This window comes from Puniceicoccus vermicola, from assembly GCF_014230055.1.
GTDB classification, from domain to species: Bacteria; Verrucomicrobiota; Verrucomicrobiia; order Opitutales; family Puniceicoccaceae; genus Puniceicoccus; species Puniceicoccus vermicola.
In genome coordinates this window covers 43,591-63,777 of sequence record NZ_JACHVA010000080.1, presented here as the reverse complement: position 1 = coordinate 63,777, position 20,187 = coordinate 43,591, and the positions used below count along the sequence as shown (strand labels likewise).

The window sequence follows — 20,187 nt, the reverse complement described above, 5'->3', positions numbered from 1 at the left end:
TCACTGATTTAGGGGGGGCTACCGTTTCTCGATCTGGCGGCCCCGAATCCGATTCGAGGGAATGACGCCACGTTTTCTCATGATGGTGAAGTGGCGCTGAATATCGCCATCGCGCAAGGGCTCGCGAGTGGGGTTAAGAACGAGTGTCCCGTAGGCCAATTCGGCGAGCAATTCCACATAAACGGCATTGCGGGCCGCATCCATTGGAGATGCTCCCCAAGTCACTGGGCCAAGGCGATCAACCAAAATCGCCGGCACCAAGCTCGGATCCTCTTTGGTCCGCTCATAGTGATTTACGATCTGCTCACCGACCCGCTCGTAATAACTGCTTTCGTCAATTCCATCGCTGTTGGGAGCCGTAATCGGAATCTCACCCTGAAAGAAATCGGCATGAGCGACACCCAGGCAAGGAATCCGGCGGCCCGCCTGTGCCCACATAGTCGCATACTTGGAGTGCGTGCCGACAATCGAGCGAATGTCCGGCAGGTCCCGGTATAGCGTGAGATGCGCATCGATGCCCGTAGCAGGCATTCCAAGCCCTTCGACAACCTGCCCGGTGCGAGCTGAAACCACCAGATAACTCTCCGGAGTGAGTTTTCCATAATCGATCCCCCGGGGCTTGATCACTACGAGTCCTCGGCGGGGATCAAAAGCACTGATGTTTCCACGGAAGTAGTCCACCAAACCGTTTTCGACCAACTGAGTGGTCGCTTCGTGGACCTCGAACCGTAAATTTTCAAGCATGGCGAAAAGTGAAAACCCATGGACACAGGCAGCGCAACCCTGTAAATTTGCCCATAGATTGTCCGCACTGACTCCAGCTCCACTCATAATCGACGCCCACACCCACGCATTCCCCAAAACAGCCGTCGCCGACCCCGCTGGTTGGGCGGCCAAACAATGCGAACCTCACTGGCAGAAGCTGGTGGTCCCCGAGAAAGGACGCCCCTCTCTGCAGGGATGGGTCGACCAAGACGCCTTTCTCGAAACGATGGAGCGCGATGGCATCAACCAGGCCGTACTCCTCGGATGGTATTGGGAGAACCCTGAATCGTGCCAGATCCACAACGAAGAAATGGCCCAGTGGCTCCGCGACTTCCCCAACCGCTTCCGGGCAATGGCCTCCGTTCACCCCGAAGGCCCGTCTCCCTCGGAGTTGGTCGAGTGGGCCGTGAAGAATCAATTCTCCGGTTTTGGAGAACTTCTCCCCTCGATCCAGAATTCCCGGCTCTCCGAGCCGTTTTGGAGTGAGCTCGCCAAGCTATCCTCTGAGGCGGGGCTCCTCTTTAACTTTCACGTAACGGAACCAGTTGGTAGACCTCATCCGGGCAGGACTCCCACTCCGCTCGAGGATTTTGAGCAATTTATTGCCCAGAACCCTGATTTAAAGATCATTCTCTCGCACTGGGGAGGCGGACTCTTCCTCCACGAACTCAATCCCTACGTCCGCAAACTGTTCCGCAACGTCTATTACGACTGTTCCGCCAGCCCCCTTCTCTACGACTCAAAAATCTTTGCCACTGCCTGCGAAGTCGTCGGCCCCCATAAAATCCTTTTCGGCTCGGACTTCCCCCTGCGGCTCTACCCCCGCAAGGATCAAACTCCCGGATGGCTACGCTTTCTTCAGGAGATCCGGGACCAGAACCTCGGCAGTGAACAGGAAAATCAAATTTTTGCAGGGAACGCCGCCGACCTGTTTCACCTTTAGGGCACAACAGGGCGATTCAGTCTCCGCTGCGATTCCTCGGATGAAAACGAGCATGCTCGTCGAGCAACCGCTCGCCCTCCACCTTGGTGTAGATCTGGGTCGTCGCGATGTCCGCATGTCCGAGCATTTCCTGGATCGTCCGCAAATCGGCCCCTCCCTCCAGGAGATGCGTGGCAAATGAATGCCGCAACATGTGAGGTTTGACCGCCTTCGGGAGACCCGCACGTTCCGCGTGAGATTTCACCAGATGCCAGACCGTCTTTCGCGAAATCGAGACACCTCTTTGGCTGAGGAAAACTTCACTTCCTGTCTTCGCCTTGACCAGCGCCGGGCGCCCCGCATTGAGATAATCCCGAAAAGCTTTCAAGGCGCTGCCACCGACTGGCACTAGACGCTCTTTCGAACCTTTCCCAAAAACGCGGACAAACCGATTGTCCAGATCTACCGACTGCAAAAGCAGCCCCGTCAACTCGCTGACACGCAGGCCTGATCCGTAGAGAAGCTCAAGAATCGCGCGATCGCGCAAACCATGAGGAGTGGCCTGAGAGGGAGCCTCCAGGAGCCGGAGCGTCTCGTCGATCGTCAGACTTGTGGGAACTTTCCTCCCGGAACGCGGACCGCGAACGATTTCCGTGAGACTGGCCGCCCCCTGCTCACGCTCCCGAAAAGCGGAGAACCCCCGCAACGCCGATAGTTTGCGCGCCAATGTCGCCGTCTCATACTGCTCCTCGGTCAACAGCTCCAAAAATTTCCCGGTGGCACTTTCGTCCACATCCGACCACGAACGACATGAGCTCTTCACGAGAAAGTCGCCGAACTGTGACAGGTCGTTTTCATAGCTCGCCACCGTGTTCAGAGAAAGTCCACGCTCCAACTGGACCCAGGCGAGAAACTCGTCTACATCGTCCCGCCAGAATGCCGTATCTGTCTTCGTCGTTCCCATGGATTTGATCTCAGGGTATCGCCATCGATGATCCCGAAGTCGAATCTTTCCGCCCCCGCACTGATATGCGAGCTTGAAACCTGAGCAGTCGGCCCTTTCGCTCATCCTTCAATCCTCCCTAAATTTCCTTTCTCTCTCTCATCGCCAATGATAGGTTCGCCGAACGTGAAGCCCTTACGCACAGTCGCGCTGGTTGTGAACCGACAAAAATCGGGCGCCCGAGAGATCGGAGACCAGCTGAAACAACTTGGACAAGACCGCGGCGTGGAGATGCGAATCACCGAAGAGCACCCTTTGCCGAACGGCTATCTCCAAGGTTGCGACGCGGTTTGCGCGATCGGGGGCGACGGCACCTTTCTCGGGGTCGTCCCGCAGGCCGTCGAGTATGGCGTCAAAGTTCTCGGAGTAAATCTCGGTAAACTCGGCTTCCTCGTCACCTTTTCGCCCGATGGCATCGCCCGGGAGTTTGGCCGGATCCTCGACGGTGATTACGAGATCGAGGACCGTACCCTTCTCGAAGCCTGCGACCCGGAGGGCGAACGCCGTATCTGTCTAAACGATGTCGTCGTGAAGCAAACCGCCTCTTCGCGGATGATGATGCTCGAGGTCTTTGCGAACGGAGACTTTGTCAACGAGTTCGCCTGCGATGGGCTCATCTACTCTACCCCGACTGGCTCGACGGCTTACAACCTGTCCGCGGGAGGACCGATCGTCCACCCGGATGTGCAGGGCATCACCCTCACCCCGATTTGCCCTCACACACTGAGTAACCGTAGCGTCATTTTTTCGATGGGCACCGAGATTGAGGTCCGCACGGATCTCGAAGCCTGCTCGCCCCAAGTCACTTTGGATGGGCATCTCCGTTTCACCGAATCCATCGCCTTCCCCCTAAGGATTCGCGTCCCCTCCACAACCGTCACTCTCATCCACGGCAAGGACTACTCTCACTTCCTTACCGTGAGAACGAAACTGCACTGGCGGGAAAACACCCTCTAATTCACCCCCAATCATGGACGAATACTACGTACGCGCCCCACAAGCGGAACAAGCTGATGGCCCCTTTACGATCGAACAACTCCGAGAGCTGGCCAGTTCGGAGATCATCCAATCCGAAACCCTTTACTATGTGGAAGGGATGGACGATTTCGCCCCCTTCTCGGAGAACCCTGAACTTTGGAATCAGGTTTCCAGCACCTCTGCAGAAAAGCCCAAGGCCCTCAAATTAAGATCCAGCCAACCCGCTAGCCCCGAGCCTCCCCCAACTTCCGCGCCCTCGGAAGAAACAACTCCCGCAGCCCCCGAGGAGCCCCCACCCGCCGCGCATCAATATTTTGTCCGAGCCCCCGAGTCCGAAACCGCCGATGGGCCTTTCTCCTTAGGCCAATTACGAGAGCTGGCCGATTCCAAAGTGATCACCGACAGCACCCTCTATTTCTACGAAGGGATGGAGGACTTTGCCCCAATCGAGAGCAATCCGGCCCTTTGGGGAGAGATTAAACCCGCGGCCAAACCAGCTCTGAAGCTTCGCTCTGCCAATAAACCGAAAGCACCCCCTCCTGAGGACACGGTTGCCTCCGAAGAAACTTCAGTGGAATCCGGAAAGAGGAAGAGGGAGAAAGTCCCCTCCAAATCCGAGGCCGCCGAGCCGCAGGCCTCTCCCTATGACGAATCTGGAGACGTGGATCGGATGTTGGCTGCCGCCGAAGGAAAGACCGAGCAAACCCGTCACGTCCAACGCCTCAAAAAATCTCGCGAGCGCGCGGTCGCTGTACTGCTCCCCGGCATCGTTCTCTCCCTCTTGATGGGCATTTCCGTCATTGTCCAACCCTACTGGGAAACCATTTATGGAATGTTCCAGAGCGGGGACTACTCTCTGGACTTCCTCCTCGAGAATTGGATTTTCTTCTTTGCCATCGTCGACCTATTTCTCGCCATCGGAATAGGTCTCGGCCAAACGGGTCTTTTCCCCCTCCTGCGACTCCGAGCAGGAATTGGCCTCGGCTTCTTTTTCTATCTCTTTTACTCTCGGATGGAATGGGAAGCGATGGGTGCGATGTCCGCTCTACAAATCGGGCTATTGGGGGCGACTCTCTGTGCCCGTTTTTCCACCACGGCCTTCTTCTCTCTACTTGCACTCGGAGGAGCCGGAGTAATGATCTGGCTAGCTTGGTTCCAAGGAATCGCGTTTTAAGAATAATCCAAGCCACCGACGTTTCACCCACCTGAACCACCAAGAGATTGTCAAAAAAAGATCCAGACCAAGACGGAATCATCCAAAAGGCTAAGAAGCTCATCAAATCGGTAACGTCTTTGTTGGAGCGGGAAATCTGGTCACGCGGAGCTCTGGAGGAAACCGGTCGGCGAGCCCGTTCCTTCGCCTTGCTGCGGATTCTCACGATCGTCTCTCGGGGAATTAACGGAAACAAGCTGTTCAGTCAGGCTGCGGCGCTGAGCTACTATTCTCTCATCGGACTGGGTCCCCTACTCGCAATTGGGATCATGATCTCGAGCTTTCTTCTGCAAGGAGATGATCGCGACAACGTCATCGTCGATAAGCTGGGACAGGCTCTGGTCTTTGTCGCCCCCCCCGTATCCGAATGGGACCAGGAAGATTCCGATCCACCCGCAGTCGAGAAGTCTGAGGTCGACGCAATTGACCCCGATGAAGAAGCAGAACCGAAATCAACGGCCAGAAAAGCCGAAGAAGCCACGGAGGCCCTCAACCCAGCCGTCGTTCAGTTCATTGATCAAATTGTCAAAAGTGCGCGCTCGGGTGCGGTTGGAGTCATCGGCTCAATTGCATTGATCGTTATCGTGATTCAGCTCATCACCTCGATCGAAAAAGCCTTCAATGGCATTTGGGGAGTGCGACGAGGGCGATCGTGGGCGCAGAGAATCATCTCCTACTGGACGATCACCAGCCTCGGGGCGGTCTTGAGTATCACCGCGGTAACCGTTCTCTCGGCCTCGACGGTGATCAACCGCTTCAACCAGCTCATTCCCGGACTCGAATACGAGGACATCAATTGGTGGGCTGGACCGATCATCTCATTTACCTTGCTGACATTGGTCCTGGCAGTATTCAACCGGTTCTTCCCCCACACCTCCGTCCACTGGAAAGCTTCCCTCGTCGGAGGATTTATCGGAGCCTTCCTCATGGTGCTCAACCACTCGCTTTCCTTCCTGTATGTCCACAAGGTAATTCGAGATCAAAGCCTCTACGGGTCCGTTGGCATCATCCCCGTCCTCATGTTTGGGCTCTACCTTTTCTGGCTCATTGTTTTGGTTTCTTGCGAGGTGACCTACGCCGTTCAAAACGTTGACAACCTGACCAACGAAACGGCCTGGAGCGATATCAGCCCCCAAACCCGTGAATCCCTCGCGCTCGCCTGCTTCCTCTTCATCGCGCGGCGTTTCAACAACTGCGAAAGCCCGCCCACGACGACAGAAATTGCCAATCACCTACGGGCTCCGGGACAACTCATGAACAACTGTCTGACCCGGCTCTCGGTCGGAGGATGGATTCGAGGGCTCGAGCCTGATGAAACCGACAGCCAGGAAGAAATCCGCTTCCAACCTTCCTTCCCGCTCGAGAACCGCTCCATGGAGGATTTCCACAACGCTTTCATCTCAGACGGAAACAATCAGGGAGCCGAAATTCTCACTGAAGTAGAACCCGCTATCGGCAAATTTCAAAAGGGACTCTTAGTCGAAGACAGTCTAAAGATGCCATTCTCGGAGTTACTCCGCAAAAAACCAAAAGCTTAAGGTCAGCGGAACAACCCCTTCCGCAACCCAGTCCCGACAGCCAAACCACCCCAGTCAGCCCCACTCATCGCATGCGCCCGCTTGGGACGCTTGCCTCCAGAACTCTCGGTCTGAACATGCTCTTCCACAAAAGCAGCCGATCCCAGCACCATCCCGTCCGTAAAATACCGCACCCGGCACCGCAAAACCACAGACAGAGGCAATTTCCCCTTCTCCTCTTCCAACACCCGCACCGCTTCTTCCCGAGAGATCGACTTCTTCTCATCCTTCTCCCCAGCACCCGCGCCATACAAAGTCTGACGATACACAGCCAAATCCTTATCGACCACAGAAAGCCCAACCCGAGCCATCCGACTCCCTCCCAGTGCCTCGGCATACCCACAAAACCGATAATCCTTAGGATCCTCAACCAGCCCCGCCCGAACCGCATTCAGGTCAATATAGGCAGCCACCGTCCGCAAAGCCCAACGATCCCCTTCCACAAGGACACTCTTAAATCGCTCCGCCCACAGATGCCCAAAACGATCCCGCGACCGGTTAAACCACATTGCAAAACGCTGCTTAAGAGTCTTCATCATCCAGGAAACATCCCCCATCCGACGCAAAAGACTCTTCCGCAAATCCCTCCCTTCCGAAGTATTCTCCCGAAGATGCCCCTCTAACACCTCTGCCGGCATCGGATTCCAAGGAGTAGGCTGAGGGTAAAGCCGACGATACCTTCGCACCAACTCCTCATCCGAAATACTAACCTCCGCCGGCACCTCCACCAAAACATGAAAGTGGTTCTTCATCACCGCATAAGTAACCACCCGGATCCCCGAGAAATCAGCCACCTGCCAAATCATCTTCCGCAAAACCTCCCTCTCCCAATCTCCAAAGAGAGCCTCCCCATTCACCGTCCGACTCATTACATGGTAGTAACTCGTCTGCCCCTTGATAATCATCCGTTTCCGTCTCATGCTCAAAGTAGATAGATATATATTATTTCGGTCAAACATTAATGGGTCTGGTTTATAAAATTAGTTTGAGACCCTATATAACTGATTGGATTCACTATTTCCTCTTAATTTCGACAGCTACGTCGAGGTTCTGCTGGGTCACTCCTCGAAATGTTCCCCGAAAAGGAGCTACGTCGTGGTAATCTCTCCCAGCAGCTACCTTGATGTGCCGCTCACCGACGACTTGATTGTTGGTCGGATCCAGGCCCCACCATCGGTCTCCTGGGAGATTGATTTCTACCCAGGCGTGGCTGGCAGCGGCGCCGACTAGTTCGGAGTTGGGCTGGGTGGGATCGACGTGCTCGATGTATCCGCTGACATACCGAGCGGGAATTCCTCCTGTCCGAAGAATGGAGAGCATGACGTGCGCAAAATCCTGGCAGACCCCTTTTCTCATCTCCAAAACCTTCTCCAGGGGAGTGCTAACATCCGTCGCCCCCGGGACGTATTCAAAGTTTTTATAGATCCACTCGTTTAGAGAGAGCGCTGTTTCGATGATGTAGGCATTTGACGAGATAAATCGACGATTGAGGCAGCGGAGCACCTTTCCTACTGGAACCAGCCTGGTTGGGCGGCGGTAGTCGATCGCTTTCAAAGACGAGCGGGCAATGATTTGCCGGGCCTCGGCTACGGTGACGTCTTCACAGTATTCGACGGATTCCTGCGGAGAGGTTTCCACCATCGACGAGGAGGCTATTTTCAAGGTCGTGTGGCGAAAAGGGATCGCGAAATATTCCACGGAATTTCCCCAATAATCCTCGAACGATCCAACAGGCACCTCCGGCTCGACCAAGAGCTTTCGCGATTGAACGATCTGGCAGGGCCCGGACATGGGACACAAACGTAGTTCAGCCACGGACTCTGAAGCGGGCTGCGCATACTTATAAAAGGTCTTGTGGGACACCGAGAATCTCACTGGTGGAAGAGTGGAATTAGGCATCTCCAGTTGGCAACACGAATCAACGCGATTTCACACGAGTTCCTGATTCCGCTGTCCTTTTCTGTGCTTCGAAGATTCCCCCTCGATTCGTCAATTGATTATAGGTCTGATTGATAATCTGCAAAGAAATCTGCACTGACGTCTTGCCACTTTAGGCATGCCCGCCAAAGGTGCCTGCAATGCTGACCGTCAACGAACGTCCTTTTCTCAACCGCGAGCGCCCTGTCGATTGGTCGACTCTTACGCCCAACTGTCTAGTCGCGGACATACAGGAAGCGATTCAGATCGCTGAAGAGAAACTTGCTGCTATCGAGAACCTCTCATTGGAAGATTCTACTTATGAATCTGTGATCGCCGGGATTGATCGGGCTCTCCGTGATCTTTCGGACAGTTGGAGTCTTGCCGGTCACTTGAGCAGCGTTCGCACGAGTCCCGAGTTTCGGGAAGCCTATAACGAGGTGCTTCCTACCGTGAGTCATTTCTTTGCAGGGCTCTGTCTCCGCGAAAAGCTCTGGGAACGGGTGCGCAAAGTCGCCGAGTCCGGGCCGTTGCCGGAGGATGCCGTCGAGCTGCGCCATTTGCAGGAAACCCGACGTGATTTTGAGGAAGCGGGGGCACAACTCGATGAGGAGGGGAAAGAAAAACTTCGCTCCTTGGAGTCCAAACTCGCGGCGGTGACCCAAAAATTTACTGAGAACGTATTGGACTCTACCGAGAATTGGGAACTCATCGTGACCGACCGTTCGCGTCTCGACGGGATTCCGGAATCGGCTCTGCAAGCCGCTGAGCACGATGCCAAGAATCATGGCCACGGCTCCGGGGGAACGCCGGCCTGGCGTTTCTCTCTGCAAGCGCCTTCTTACCTCCCGATTTTGCAATACGCCCACTCGGACGATCTCCGCAAAGAAATTTGGGAAGCTGCCAGCCAGATTGGCAATGACGGTAAATTCGACAATCCATCCCGCGTTCTCGAGATTTTGAAACTCCGGAATGAGAAAGTGAATCTTCTCAATTTCCCAAGCTTTGCCGACTACACCACCAGCCGCCGGATGGTGAAAAAGGGCTCTGCCGCGATTGAGTTTGTCGAGGAGATGCACGAGAAAGTGCTCCCCTACTTCAAGAAGGAGATCGAGGAACTGGAAAAATTCCGCGCGGATGAAACGGATTCCGACATTCGTAAGCTCGAACCTTGGGAGGTTTCCTATTGGGGCGAGCGGATGCGTAAGAAGCTCTTCGATTTTGATGAGGAAGAACTCCGCCAATGGTTCCCGATTCGCTCCGTGCAAAACGGCCTTTTCGCTCTCGCAGAGAAAGTCTTCGCCGTCCGTATCGTTCCCAAAGAAGCGCCCACCTCGGAGTTGGTCTGGCATCCCGACGTCGAATTCTACGATCTTGAGGATTCCAGCGGCCACACGCTGGGGTCCTTCTACGCCGACTGGTATCCCCGCAAGGGCAAACGCGACGGGGCCTGGATGAATCCCCTCTTTACCGGCTCGCCTTTTGATCCGGACCAGCCCTCACCCCACTACGGAGTCATCTGCGGAAACCTCACGCCTCCTTCCGGCGACCGCCCGGCGCTCCTGACCCACCGTGAGGTCGAAACCATTTTCCACGAGTTTGGCCATCTCCTGCACCACCTTTGCAGCAAAGTGAAAGTCCGCGGGCTTTCGGGGACCAGTGTCGCTTGGGACTTTGTCGAACTGCCTTCGCAGATCATGGAAAACTGGTGTTGGGAACGCGAGAGCCTCGATCTCTTTGCCCTGCATTACGAAACCGGCGAGACTCTTCCTGAGGATCTTTATCAGAAGATGCGGCGCGCCCGTAATTTCCAGAGCGCGATTCAGACGATGCGCCAGCTTTCCTTTGCGAAAATGGACCTCGAGCTGCACAACAATCGCAGTTTCGCCGATGAAACGGAGCTATTCGCCTTCATCAACGAGACCTTGGCCGACTACCAGATTCCTCTCCAGACCAAGCCTCCGAGCATTCTTCCCCGCTTCACCCACCTCTTCGGCTCCCCGACTGGATACGCGGCCGGATACTACAGCTACAAGTACGCCGAGATGCTCGATGCCGATGCCTTCAGCCGCTTCCTCGATGAAGGGATCCTCAACTCCGACACGGGCAAGGAATTCCGCGAGAAGATTCTGGCAAAAGGGAATAGCGAACCGCCCGCCCAACTCTTCTCCAACTTCATGGGACGCGATCCCGACCCCGACGCCCTTCTGCGACGGGCAGGATTGCTCAATTCTGCGACGGATTGAGACGAACTGTCCCGCTCAAGCGAGCACGATCGTTCCTCCTGAGGGGCGAAAAGAGAAGAATGCAGTTTATAAGGCACTGTTTCCAAGTGCCTTGTGAAATCGTCCAAAATTCGACCGGCTCCTATTGAGCGGGGAACCGAATCTGCTAGAGTACGAAACAATCTTCAGAAACTGATCTCACTCTATGAACGTCCAACTCTATCTTTTCCTCATCATTCCGACCTTCATCCTGGCGTTTTGGGCCCAGCAACGAGTGGTGAGCACCTACCGTAAGTATTCTCAAATTCGTTCGCGAAGCGGAATTACTGGCGCGGAAGCAGCGAGCTATGTGATGCGTCAAGCGGGGATCAATGATGTGGAAATCGTGCCAATTCAGGGCGAGCTGACAGACCACTACGATCCCACTCGAAAACGCCTTTGCCTGAGTCAGCACAACTTTGGGGGGACTAGCCTCGCCGCCCTCGGTGTCGCCGCCCATGAAGCGGGTCATGCCATTCAGCACAAAGTGGGCTATTCGATGCTACAAACCCGCATGGCCTTGGGACCGATCACAAACATCGCTTCGCGAATGCTGCCACTGGTTGTCTTCGGCGGTCTTTTCTTTCACTTCAGTGGATTCATTCTTCTCGGAGTGGTGGTCTATGCCATCCTCACTGTATTTCAACTCATCACTCTCCCGGTCGAATTTGATGCGAGCCGACGAGCAACGGTCCAATTGGACAGCTTGGGCATCATCGAAAGCGATGAACTACCCGGCGTAAAGAAGACCTTGAACGCTGCGGGCTGGACTTACATTGCCGCCTTTGTGTCGTCGCTCAGCTGGCTGCTCTACTTCTTGGCCGCTTCGAGGCGGTAAGAATTATCGGGGACAGGGCAAGGCCTCTCATGGTTTGCCCCTGCCCGCTTCGAGGGTTCCGTCGGGGCGGAATCAATGCCGCGGTCCCTTAGGTCCACCCGAAGGATTGCGGTCGACGGCCGATCACCCGTAGAAAAGGGAATGAATTTTTCTACCCTCGGGGCTCTTTGTAATAAAACGTCGAACTTGTTGATCATCGGCTTGTCCGTTCTCCCTCTCTGGTCCGGCGGGCGGGAGTTAATGGAAGAATCTGCCACCCTCTCCATTGAAGAGCTGCCCGGCGCCGCCTACCGTGTTTCCATCATCGACCCGATCCAACCGTCGCAGAGCCTCGAATACGAACTCATCCCCAAAGGAGAGGCCAAAAATGAAAACACCGCGACTCGGACCATTCCGATTCCCGCGGAAAAAATCGTCTCCCTCTCCACGACCTACATCGGGCCCCTGAATGCGATTGGGGCTCTCGAGCAAGTCATCGCAGTCGACGATGTAGACTATGTTTTCTCGGAGCGAATCGGCGAAATGCATGCCAACGGAGAGGTAATCGAAGTCGGTGCTGGGAACAATCTGGATCTGGAGTCAGTGATCGCGGCGAAGCCCGACCTCGTCATTCTCACCCGGATCAATTCGGGGCAAGAGGCTCTGGAGACCCGCCTGCGAGACGCAGGCATTCCGGTTCTCGTCACCGCCTCCTGGAAAGAAACAGAGCCATTGGGCCGCAGCGAATGGATCAAGCTCTTCGGAATCATCACCGGGCATCGCGAGGAAGCCTTCGCCCTCTTTGAAGAAACCCAGGAGCGCTACCACGAGCTCGAAGAGATCGTATCCGCGGCTTCCCCGGATCAACCGAAAGTCCTGCTCTCAGCCCCCTTCGGCGGGATCTGGTATATGCCGGGAGGGGCTAGTTTCACGGCAGCATTCCTGGAGGACGCGGGAGCGCAATCGCTTTGGAAGGACAATTCCTCGACTGGAAGCTTCCCGATCGATTTCGAGTCCGCCTTGGCCAAAGGCTTCACGGCCGACTTTTGGCTCAACCCTGGGCGCTATGCCACGCTCAACGAATTGGCTACCTCCGACGAACGTTTCCGCTCCCTTCCCGTCTTCCAAGCTGGCGAAGTTTACAACCGCAACCTTCGCGTTCGCCCGAGCGGGGCAAACGACTTCTGGGAATCGGGCAGCGTCTACCCCGACCGTGTGCTGGCCGACCTCATTGCGATATTCCATCCCGAGCTCCTGCCCGGGCACGAATTCACCTACTACCAGAGACTGCCCTGAACACGGGGCATCTTCCGACAAAGAGAGAACACCTGCGCTTCGCAGCGCAAGATAGCGTCCCACCCCCTCGGGACGGAATGTGAATCCCGCCAGCCGAAGGGGCTGACTCAGAGTGGGCCTTAGGCTTGGCCGATTTCGGAGAGCAGTTCCTTGAACCAAGAAGCTTCGACGTCGAAAGGCTTGCCGCCCTTGATCCGGTCGAACTCGATGGCGCGCAGAACATTGTTCTGATCCTCGTCGTGACCAATCACGCCGCCCTCTTTCCGGAAGGCGCATTCAACGGCGAGATCGACGCAGCTCTTGATGAGACGAAGGTCTTCGATGTTAGCGGCCGCCGCACGGGCGTAGTAACCGCTCTTTTGAACGAGAACCTTTTCCGCTCCGAGAGCTTCCGCGAACTTTTCCCCGAAATATTTGCCCGGATTAACGGCATCGAGCTTCACGTGACCGAAGGCGTCGCGAGGGACTTCCTCACCCGCTTCTTCCATCTGGGCAACGATGCTTTCGACTCCGGCCCCTTCACTGATGAAAAGATTCACGCAGTCCTGATCGTCCATGACCATCTTCAGGCGAGCGGCTTCGGCTTTGAGGTCGAGATCCATTTCCGGGATAAAGACCCCGTGCACCTCGTGACGTTCGCGGCTCAATCCAAGACCCGGAACCCACTCTTTGCGATCAAGGATCTTGCGATACTCGGCAGCGGTGGCCGCGGTCAACCAGCCGCAGTTGCGACCCATGACCTCGTGGATGATGAGCATGCGGGGATTCGCATTGTGCTCGGCCACTACGTTTTCGAAATACTTGGCACCCTCTTCGGCCGCCGTCCAGGCACCCAGGCTCTGCGCGATCGGCACGACGTCGTTGTCGATCGTCTTCGGCAGACCAATGACGGTGAGGCTGTAATCATTTTCCTTGAGGAAAGCAGCGAGATCGGCGGCAGCGGTATTGGTGTCATCTCCTCCGATGGTGTGGAGGATGTCGACGCCATCGGCGATCAGCTGATCCGCCGCCTTCTTTTGGGGATCTTCCCCTTCCGCGACAAGGCCGCGCTTCACACAATCCTTCACATTGGTGAGCTTGACCCGGCTATTGCCGATAGGGCTCCCTCCGAAACGATGGAGAACCCCGGCATTTTTCCGCATCTCTGCATCAACGACCACGGAATCTCCGAGGAGAAGCCCCTTGTATCCGCTCCGGTAGTAAATGAGCTCGATCGACGGATCCATCTCCGTGTATCGCTCGATCAGTCCGCCCACAGCGGAAGAGAGACAAGGCGCGAGACCACCCGCGGTAAGGAAGGCTACTTTCTTAGGCTTCATATACCCTCGGGATAGCTAGAACCGGGCCTACTGTCGAGACTCGGTGTCGCAAAAAGAAAAAAAGAGAAGAAGTGTTACATCCCAGTATCTTTTGACCTTATCGCTTGCCGAAAACCCCGAGATTCGCTGGTTTTGTTCTTGAACCCGCACCCCCAACCCCTAGTTTTTATCGTTTCGTTTCAAGACTAACATCAAGAAGTACAACCAAGAAAACCTGATTTCTCCCCGTTTCTGGGGCTTTGAACCATGAACATCACACCAAAAGATCTCCTCGACGCAGGCGTACACTTCGGACACCAAGTCCGCCGCTGGAACCCGAACTTCAAGCCATACCTTTTCGACCACCGGAATGGTATCTCCATCATTGATCTGGAGAAGACCTACAACCAGCTCGAGAAAGCTTGCCAGTTCGTGACCGACACAGTCCGCACCGGGAAGAACATCCTTTTCGTCGGCACCAAGCGCCAGGCTCAAGAAATCGTTCGCGAAGCAGCTGCGGAAACCCGCATGCCCTTCACCGTAAACCGCTGGATGGGTGGCACGCTGACCAATTTCGCAACCATCAAGACCAGCTTGCAGAAGTATCGTCGTTTCCTCGCTATGGAAAAGGACGGTTCGCTGAACGACCTTCCCAAGAAGGAAGGCGCTGCAATCCGCCGCCAAATGGTCCGGATGAACCGCAACTTCGAAGGGATCATCGACATCAACGAAGTTCCTTCCGCTCTTTTCATCATCGACGTCAACAACGAAGAAATCGCTGTTGAAGAAGCCCGTCGTCTCGGCATCCCTGTGATCGCCCTCGTAGACACCAACTCAAACCCATCCTTCGTCGATTACCCGATTCCGGGCAATGACGACGCAGCCAAGTCGATCCGCATCATCGTGGAAGCGATCGTGGAAGCGATTCAGGACGGCCTCGAAAGCCGCGAGTCGGTTTCCATGCCGAAGTCCTCGGGTCCGGTCATCTCCCGCAACGTTTTCTCCGATGTGGAGAACGAAGGGGAAGTCACCCTTCCGGAAGGTTTCTCCTCTGAGGAAGGTTCGAAAGAATCGAAGGAGTCTTAAACCATCCCACTTTTTTATCTAAAAACCCAATTCTCATGAGTCAGATTAGCGCAAAACTCGTTGCCGACCTCCGTGCACAAACCGGAGCCGGACTAATGGACTGCAAGAAGGCCCTCCTCGAAGCGGCCGGAGACGCCGAACAGGCCATCGCGATCCTTCGCAAGAAAGGCGTCGCAACTGCGGCCAAGAAGGCAGGACGCGATGCAAGCGAAGGAATCGTCGAATCCTACATCCACCTCGGTGGTAAGGTGGGCGTCCTCGTCGAACTGAAGTGCGAAACCGACTTCGTGGCCAAGAACGATGACTTCAAGGCCATCGCCAAGGACCTCGCCATGCACGTGGCCGCAGCCTCCCCTCTCTACGTCAACCGGGAAGATGTTCCGGAAGAAGTGGTTGAGAAGGAACGCGAAATCGCCGTTTCTCAAGCCGAAGGCAAGCCACCGCAAGCCATTCAGAAGATCGTGGAAGGCAAGCTCGACAAGTACTTCTCCACCATCTGCCTGATGGAACAGCCATTCGTCAAGAACCCGGACCAAAGCATCCGCGACCTCCTCACCGAAAACGTTTCGAAGATGGGTGAGAACCTCGTGATCGGACGCTTCGCTCGGTTCCAACTCGGAGAATAAGTTTCGAACAGAACTTTCCGGCCGGCTTCCTCTGGGAGCCGGCCTTTTTTTGGGTAAGTTCCCGGGTCTCGCAGTCGATTAAAAACCGTCGAGGCTATCGGGAGCTTCCTCTTTGGCTCTCTCGAGATTCAACTCATTGATCCGTTGATCCAGCCGAGGGTCGTAGATAAGAACAGAATCCCCTTCGACATTGGCATAGACCCCCATGTCTTCCCGATAATGGTTTGCCGGAAAGACCTCGGGAGCGATAACCGAATCGTCATCGGTAGGAATCCTACCCTTCACCCAGCGTTTCCCCTCCGCATTTCGTAATAAAATCCCATCCTTCTCCAGTTCCGTAAGAGACTTGGAACGATTGTAGAGCTCGAGGACAGAGGTTCCGTTGTAGTAGACAACGTGAAGCATCCAGCCGGGAGGGTTCTGTTCGGGGCGATCACTGCGGCGCCCTTTGGAATCTTCTTTCCAGAGACGATTGCTGGACGGGACCAGATCGCCACTGACCTTGTAATAGATCACGTAGTCAATCCCCTCCTCCTCGTCAAGGATCTGAACCTTTTCAAAAACGGGGAATCTGGACCGATAAAACTCCTCAAGGTCGTTATCGGTCACCTCGAGACCACGATCGCTCTCACGCAAGAGTCTCCTCTCAAGATCACTCCGGGATTCTCCGATCCGAGCCGAAAGCGGCGATATCATTCCGAAAAGAAGGCAACTCAAAGTGAGGACACAAAAAAAGCGGGGAAGCTTCATAAACTGAAGCTACCCCGCTCAAATTGTCTCAACAATAAAAATCTAAAGAATCTTAGATCGTCATCGATGCGTAACCGCCATCGACGATGGTTTCCGTTCCGGTCATGAATGACCCGGCCGCAGATGCAAGAAGCAGAGTCGCTCCAACGAGCTCATCGGAGTTCCCGAATCGCTTCATCGGCGTATGACCCATAATCTGTGCGACGCGCTCCTCGGAGAGAATCTTACGATTCTGCTCTGCTGGGAAAAAGCCTGGCACGAGAGTATTCACCCGGATTCCCGAAGGCGCCCACTCGCGAGCGAGATTCTTCGAGAGATTGTGAACCGCCGCCTTGGTCGCCGAGTAAGTGAAGACCCGCGAAAGAGGAATCACCCCGGACATCGAGCCCACATTAATAATCGACGCAGGTTTATCCGCCTCAACCATCTTGGCCCCGAAAACCTGGCAAGTGCGGAAGACCGCTTTGAAATTCACATCAAAGATGCGATCCAATTCTTCGTCTTCGATCTCGAGGAACGGAGTGGCTGAATTGACTCCGGCACCGTTGACCAGGACGTCGACCTTGCCATGAGAGGCGAAGAGCGATTCGGCCAACTGACTGATCGACGACCGACTGCCCACGTCACAGGCCCGGAATTCCGCTTGCCCGCCCGCCGACTCGATCTTGCGAATGCGGCTTTCCGCCTTCTCTTGACTGCGTCCGACCAGGATCACCTTGGCACCTGCCGTGGCGATTCCTTCGGCCATCGCTCCACAGAGCTCGCCGGTGCCGCCGATAATGACGGCAACCTTGCCAGAGAGATCGAACGGAGTTCCCGCGTAGAGGTTTTTATCAGAAGACACTCTCTTATGCCTCCAATTGCGGACGACCGTCTACAGGCCAATCGATGTGGTAGAATTTGCCGCGTGGCTGATCGACGCGCTCATAAGTGTGGGCACCGAAGAAGTCGCGCTGCGCCTGCAGAAGGTTCTGCGGGAGGCGGGCCGAGCGGTAGCCATCATAGTAAGAGAGCGCGGAGCTAAACGTCGGAGCGGAAACACCGTGTGTCGCAGCGAGGGCAACGACCTTACGCCAAGCCGTCTGCCCCTTGGTGATCGCGTCGCAGAAGTACGGATCGAGCAAGAGATTGGCGAGCTTCGGATCGCGGTCGTAGGCTTCGGTGATCTTCTGGAGGAAACGTGCACGGATGATGCAGCCACCCCGCCAGATCTGAGCGATCTTCCCGAAATCGAGTTCCCAGTCATATTCTTCCTGCGCGTGGCGCATGAGCTGGAAGCCCTGTGCATACGAGCAAATCTTCGAGCAGTAAAGCGCGTCCCGAATCGCCGGAATAAGCTCGTCGGCCGAAGGAGCTTCGGATGCATCCGGTCCAGGGAGAATCTCCGAAGCGGCCACGCGTTCTTCTTTCACTGCGCTGAGGCAGCGGGCGAAGACGGCTTCGGCAACGGTCGGAGCCGGCGTGCCCATGTCGAGAGCGTTAATGCTCGTCCACTTCCCGGTGCCTTTCTGGCCAGCGGCGTCGAGGACAATGTCGACAAAGTCTTTTCCGGTGGCCGGATCCTTCTGCTGAAGAACGTCAGCGGTAATTTCAACGAGGAAGGAATCGAGGTCACCCGAATTCCACTCTTCGAAGACCTTCCCAATCGAAGGCGCATCCATACCGAGGATGTTCTTCATGAGATCGTACGATTCGCAGATCATCTGCATATCGCCGTACTCAATACCGTTATGGACCATCTTCACGTAGTGACCGGCACCGTTCGGCCCGATATAAGTGGTGCAGGTCACCCCCCCCTCAACTGGCTTACCCGGAGCAGCGCCCTCGAGAGGCTTGCCAGTCTCGTGGTCGACCTTGGCGGCCACGGCTTCCCAGATGGGTTGGAGCTCGCGGTAGGCACTTTCTTTACCGCCGGGCATGAGTGACGGACCAAAGCGTGCGCCTTCTTCCCCACCGGAAACACCACTGCCGATGAAGCGGAGTCCCTTGGCAGTCAGATCCTTTTCGCGGCGGATTGTGTCCGTCCACTTGGCGTTACCGCCGTCGATGATAATGTCGTCTTCATCGAGAAGCGGGACGAGTTCGTCGATCACCGCGTCGGTGCCGGCACCGGCCTTGACGAGGATGACGATCTTACGTGGCTTCCGGAGGGAATCGACGAAGTCCTTCAGCTCTGCTTTTCCAACGAGACCTCCCGGAGTGTCCGGGTGCTTGGAAACAAACGCTTCCATTTTCGAGGTCGTCCGGTTGTAAACGGAGATCTTAAAGCCGTGGTCGGCAATGTTCAGAGCGAGATTCTGGCCCATGACGGCGAGGCCGATCAGACCAATTTCAGAGAGTTCTTCAGACATAATTTGGTGATTCGAGTTAAGTAAGTGCTGGCGAAAGAAAAATCGGCGGACCGATGTTAGACATTCAGCGTCGTGAGCCCCGAGGTTTCAACCTTCAAGTTCGGCCCTGTGGCAAGGCTGTCACAGAGATTTCGTCCTTCGCACAGTCTTCTTCAAAATAGGATTGGTTAGCGGACGACGCGGGCTCCACCGCCACCCATGATCTTTTCGACTTCCTTGACGGTGACCATCGAAGTGTCCCCCGGAGTGGTCATGGCGAGCGCTCCGTGAGCGGCACCGTAATTGACCGCGGCATCAGCACCGGCGTCGGAAAGGAATCCGTAAATGAGTCCGGAAGCGAAACTGTCCCCCCCACCGACGCGGTCCATGATTTCCAAGCCCGGATATTCGCGGGAACGGTGGAACTTGCCGTCGCACCAGACGATGGCACTCCAGTCGTTGACGGTGGCCGTCTTCACACCACGCAGAGTGGTTGCAGTCACCTTGAAATTCGGAAACTCCTTCACCGCTTGGGTGATCATCTTTTCGAAGGCCCCGACGTCGATCTCGGAAATGTTCTCGTCCACACCCTCAACCTCAAAACCGAGACAAGCGGTGAAGTCTTCCTCGTTACCGATCATCACGTCGACGTATTTGGCGATCTCGCGATTGACTTCTTGAGCCTTGGCCAAGCCACCGATCGACTTCCAGAGAGACGGGCGATAGTTCAAATCAAAGGAAACAATCGTGCCGTGCTTCTTCGCAGCCTTAACCGCTTCGATCACCACCTCGGCCGTAGAATCGGACAGGGCAGCGTAAATCCCACCCGTATGGAACCACCGGGTACCCTCTTCACCGAAGAGCTTTTCCCAGTCGACATCGCCAGCTTTGAGCTGCGAAGCGGCAGTGTTCCCACGATCCGGAACCCCGACCGCGCCGCGGATTCCGAAACCACGCTCGGTGAAATTCAAACCGTTGCGAACCGTGCGGCCGATGCCGTCGTATTCTTTCCACTGAACCCAAGAAGTATCGACTCCCCCCTGGAGGATGAAGTCCTCGACGAGACGACCGACTTCGTTATCGGCAAAAGCTGTGACGACGGCCGTGTTTAGGCCAAAGCAGCGACGGAGTCCGCGGGTGACATTATACTCACCGCCGCCCTCCCAGGCCTGGAACTGGCGAGTCGTGCGCACGCGGCCTTCGCCGGGATCGAGGCGAAGCATGATTTCGCCAAGCGAAACGCAGTCGTATTTACATTCGGAAGCGGGACGGAGGGTGAGTTCACTCATAAGTCTTTCTGAAACAATATTTGGGTTTGATGGATTTGAGGTTGGCCTGCGCCCCA

Annotated in this window: 18 protein-coding genes; 9 read left to right on the top strand and 9 right to left on the bottom strand. The window is 55.6% G+C overall.

Annotated features, from left to right (window positions below):
- Positions 1–18: 18 nt before the first annotated feature.
- Positions 19–744 carry a class II aldolase/adducin family protein gene (locus H5P30_RS09130; RefSeq protein WP_185692641.1) on the bottom strand — a complete coding sequence of 242 codons (726 nt, stop codon included), beginning with the start codon at positions 742–744 and terminating at the stop codon, positions 19–21.
- On the opposite strand from H5P30_RS09130, the gene H5P30_RS09125 reads away from it, so the two are divergent.
- The gene (locus H5P30_RS09125) at positions 743–1,708 is read left to right on the top strand and encodes an amidohydrolase family protein (RefSeq protein WP_185692640.1); all 966 of its coding nucleotides are present in this window, start codon (positions 743–745) and stop codon (positions 1,706–1,708) included. The two genes, H5P30_RS09130 and H5P30_RS09125, sit on opposite strands and share 2 nt — an antisense overlap.
- 16 nt (positions 1,709–1,724) lie before the next feature.
- On the opposite strand, the gene xerD is transcribed toward H5P30_RS09125, so the two are convergent.
- Positions 1,725–2,651 carry a site-specific tyrosine recombinase XerD gene (gene xerD, locus H5P30_RS09120; RefSeq protein WP_185692639.1) on the bottom strand — a complete coding sequence of 309 codons (927 nt, stop codon included), beginning with the start codon at positions 2,649–2,651 and terminating at the stop codon, positions 1,725–1,727.
- Positions 2,652–2,816: 165 nt separating this feature from the next.
- Here xerD and H5P30_RS09115 point away from each other — a divergent pair, with 165 nt between their 5' ends.
- From H5P30_RS09115 to H5P30_RS09105, 3 genes are read left to right on the top strand one after another with little or no spacing between them, the layout of a single operon-like run.
- Complete coding sequence (locus tag H5P30_RS09115; RefSeq protein WP_185692638.1) at positions 2,817–3,647, top strand: NAD(+)/NADH kinase; 831 nt, start codon at positions 2,817–2,819, stop codon at positions 3,645–3,647.
- Positions 3,648–3,660: 13 nt separating this feature from the next.
- Positions 3,661–4,842: a DUF4339 domain-containing protein gene (locus tag H5P30_RS09110; RefSeq protein WP_185692637.1), complete on the top strand. Its 1,182-nt coding sequence runs from the start codon at positions 3,661–3,663 to the stop codon at positions 4,840–4,842.
- Positions 4,843–4,889: 47 nt separating this feature from the next.
- On the top strand, positions 4,890–6,419 hold the full coding sequence (locus H5P30_RS09105; RefSeq protein WP_185692636.1) for a YihY/virulence factor BrkB family protein: 1,530 nt from the start codon (positions 4,890–4,892) through the stop codon (positions 6,417–6,419).
- Positions 6,420–6,421: 2 nt separating this feature from the next.
- Here the strand turns inward: H5P30_RS09105 and H5P30_RS09100 are convergent, their stop codons facing one another.
- Together H5P30_RS09100 and H5P30_RS09095 are read right to left on the bottom strand one after the other, a co-directional pair.
- The gene (locus tag H5P30_RS09100; RefSeq protein WP_185692635.1) at positions 6,422–7,378 is read right to left on the bottom strand and encodes a transposase; all 957 of its coding nucleotides are present in this window, start codon (positions 7,376–7,378) and stop codon (positions 6,422–6,424) included.
- Between the two features lie 94 nt (positions 7,379–7,472).
- A complete protein-coding gene (locus H5P30_RS09095; RefSeq protein WP_246459558.1) occupies positions 7,473–8,357 on the bottom strand; it encodes a transglutaminase family protein in 885 nt (294 codons plus the stop codon).
- A 179-nt stretch (positions 8,358–8,536) separates the two neighbouring features.
- Here H5P30_RS09095 and H5P30_RS09090 point away from each other — a divergent pair, with 179 nt between their 5' ends.
- The 3 genes from H5P30_RS09090 to H5P30_RS09080 all read left to right on the top strand — a co-directional run bounded on the left by H5P30_RS09090 (position 8,537) and on the right by H5P30_RS09080 (position 12,752).
- Positions 8,537–10,621: a M3 family metallopeptidase gene (locus tag H5P30_RS09090; protein ID WP_185692633.1), complete on the top strand. Its 2,085-nt coding sequence runs from the start codon at positions 8,537–8,539 to the stop codon at positions 10,619–10,621.
- 184 nt (positions 10,622–10,805) lie between these two features.
- The gene (locus tag H5P30_RS09085) at positions 10,806–11,477 is read left to right on the top strand and encodes a zinc metallopeptidase (protein ID WP_185692632.1); all 672 of its coding nucleotides are present in this window, start codon (positions 10,806–10,808) and stop codon (positions 11,475–11,477) included.
- Between the two features lie 141 nt (positions 11,478–11,618).
- Positions 11,619–12,752 carry an ABC transporter substrate-binding protein gene (locus tag H5P30_RS09080; RefSeq protein WP_185692631.1) on the top strand — a complete coding sequence of 378 codons (1,134 nt, stop codon included), beginning with the start codon at positions 11,619–11,621 and terminating at the stop codon, positions 12,750–12,752.
- A 119-nt stretch (positions 12,753–12,871) separates the two neighbouring features.
- Here the strand turns inward: H5P30_RS09080 and H5P30_RS09075 are convergent, their stop codons facing one another.
- Positions 12,872–14,071: a pyrophosphate--fructose-6-phosphate 1-phosphotransferase gene (locus H5P30_RS09075; protein ID WP_185692630.1), complete on the bottom strand. Its 1,200-nt coding sequence runs from the start codon at positions 14,069–14,071 to the stop codon at positions 12,872–12,874.
- A 246-nt stretch (positions 14,072–14,317) separates the two neighbouring features.
- Between H5P30_RS09075 and rpsB the strand changes: the two genes are divergently transcribed.
- Both rpsB and tsf read left to right on the top strand, forming a co-directional pair.
- On the top strand, positions 14,318–15,136 hold the full coding sequence (gene rpsB, locus H5P30_RS09070) for a 30S ribosomal protein S2 (RefSeq protein ID WP_185692629.1): 819 nt from the start codon (positions 14,318–14,320) through the stop codon (positions 15,134–15,136).
- A gap of 35 nt (positions 15,137–15,171) precedes the next feature.
- Complete coding sequence (gene tsf / locus H5P30_RS09065; RefSeq protein WP_185692628.1) at positions 15,172–15,762, top strand: translation elongation factor Ts; 591 nt, start codon at positions 15,172–15,174, stop codon at positions 15,760–15,762.
- A 78-nt stretch (positions 15,763–15,840) separates the two neighbouring features.
- On the opposite strand, the gene H5P30_RS09060 is transcribed toward tsf, so the two are convergent.
- The 4 genes from H5P30_RS09060 to H5P30_RS09045 form a co-directional block, all read right to left on the bottom strand.
- On the bottom strand, positions 15,841–16,398 hold the full coding sequence (locus H5P30_RS09060) for a hypothetical protein (RefSeq protein WP_185692627.1): 558 nt from the start codon (positions 16,396–16,398) through the stop codon (positions 15,841–15,843).
- A gap of 166 nt (positions 16,399–16,564) precedes the next feature.
- Positions 16,565–17,356 (bottom strand): SDR family oxidoreductase, encoded by a 792-nt coding sequence (locus tag H5P30_RS09055; RefSeq protein WP_343075440.1) that lies wholly within the window; start codon positions 17,354–17,356, stop codon positions 16,565–16,567.
- Positions 17,357–17,360: 4 nt separating this feature from the next.
- On the bottom strand, positions 17,361–18,863 hold the full coding sequence (gene gndA / locus H5P30_RS09050) for an NADP-dependent phosphogluconate dehydrogenase (RefSeq protein WP_185692626.1): 1,503 nt from the start codon (positions 18,861–18,863) through the stop codon (positions 17,361–17,363).
- A gap of 167 nt (positions 18,864–19,030) precedes the next feature.
- Positions 19,031–20,131: a sugar kinase gene (locus H5P30_RS09045; RefSeq protein ID WP_185692625.1), complete on the bottom strand. Its 1,101-nt coding sequence runs from the start codon at positions 20,129–20,131 to the stop codon at positions 19,031–19,033.
- Between the last annotated feature and the right edge of the window lie 56 nt (positions 20,132–20,187).

Bases quoted from the DNA above. Each gene is read 5' to 3' on its own strand.
- H5P30_RS09125 (WP_185692640.1), top strand. From the start codon at position 743: ATGGCGAAAAGTGAAAACCCATGGACACAGGCAGCGCAACCCTGTAAA.
- H5P30_RS09130 (WP_185692641.1), bottom strand. From the start codon at position 744: ATGCTTGAAAATTTACGGTTCGAGGTCCACGAAGCGACCACTCAGTTG.
- xerD (WP_185692639.1), bottom strand. From the start codon at position 2,651: ATGGGAACGACGAAGACAGATACGGCATTCTGGCGGGACGATGTAGAC.
- H5P30_RS09110 (WP_185692637.1), top strand. From the start codon at position 3,661: ATGGACGAATACTACGTACGCGCCCCACAAGCGGAACAAGCTGATGGC.
- H5P30_RS09100 (WP_185692635.1), bottom strand. From the start codon at position 7,378: ATGAGACGGAAACGGATGATTATCAAGGGGCAGACGAGTTACTACCAT.
- H5P30_RS09095 (WP_246459558.1), bottom strand. From the start codon at position 8,357: ATGCCTAATTCCACTCTTCCACCAGTGAGATTCTCGGTGTCCCACAAG.
- H5P30_RS09090 (WP_185692633.1), top strand. From the start codon at position 8,537: ATGCTGACCGTCAACGAACGTCCTTTTCTCAACCGCGAGCGCCCTGTC.
- H5P30_RS09085 (WP_185692632.1), top strand. From the start codon at position 10,806: ATGAACGTCCAACTCTATCTTTTCCTCATCATTCCGACCTTCATCCTG.
- H5P30_RS09080 (WP_185692631.1), top strand. From the start codon at position 11,619: ATGAATTTTTCTACCCTCGGGGCTCTTTGTAATAAAACGTCGAACTTG.
- H5P30_RS09075 (WP_185692630.1), bottom strand. From the start codon at position 14,071: ATGAAGCCTAAGAAAGTAGCCTTCCTTACCGCGGGTGGTCTCGCGCCT.
- rpsB (WP_185692629.1), top strand. From the start codon at position 14,318: ATGAACATCACACCAAAAGATCTCCTCGACGCAGGCGTACACTTCGGA.
- tsf (WP_185692628.1), top strand. From the start codon at position 15,172: ATGAGTCAGATTAGCGCAAAACTCGTTGCCGACCTCCGTGCACAAACC.
- gndA (WP_185692626.1), bottom strand. From the start codon at position 18,863: ATGTCTGAAGAACTCTCTGAAATTGGTCTGATCGGCCTCGCCGTCATG.
- H5P30_RS09045 (WP_185692625.1), bottom strand. From the start codon at position 20,131: ATGAGTGAACTCACCCTCCGTCCCGCTTCCGAATGTAAATACGACTGC.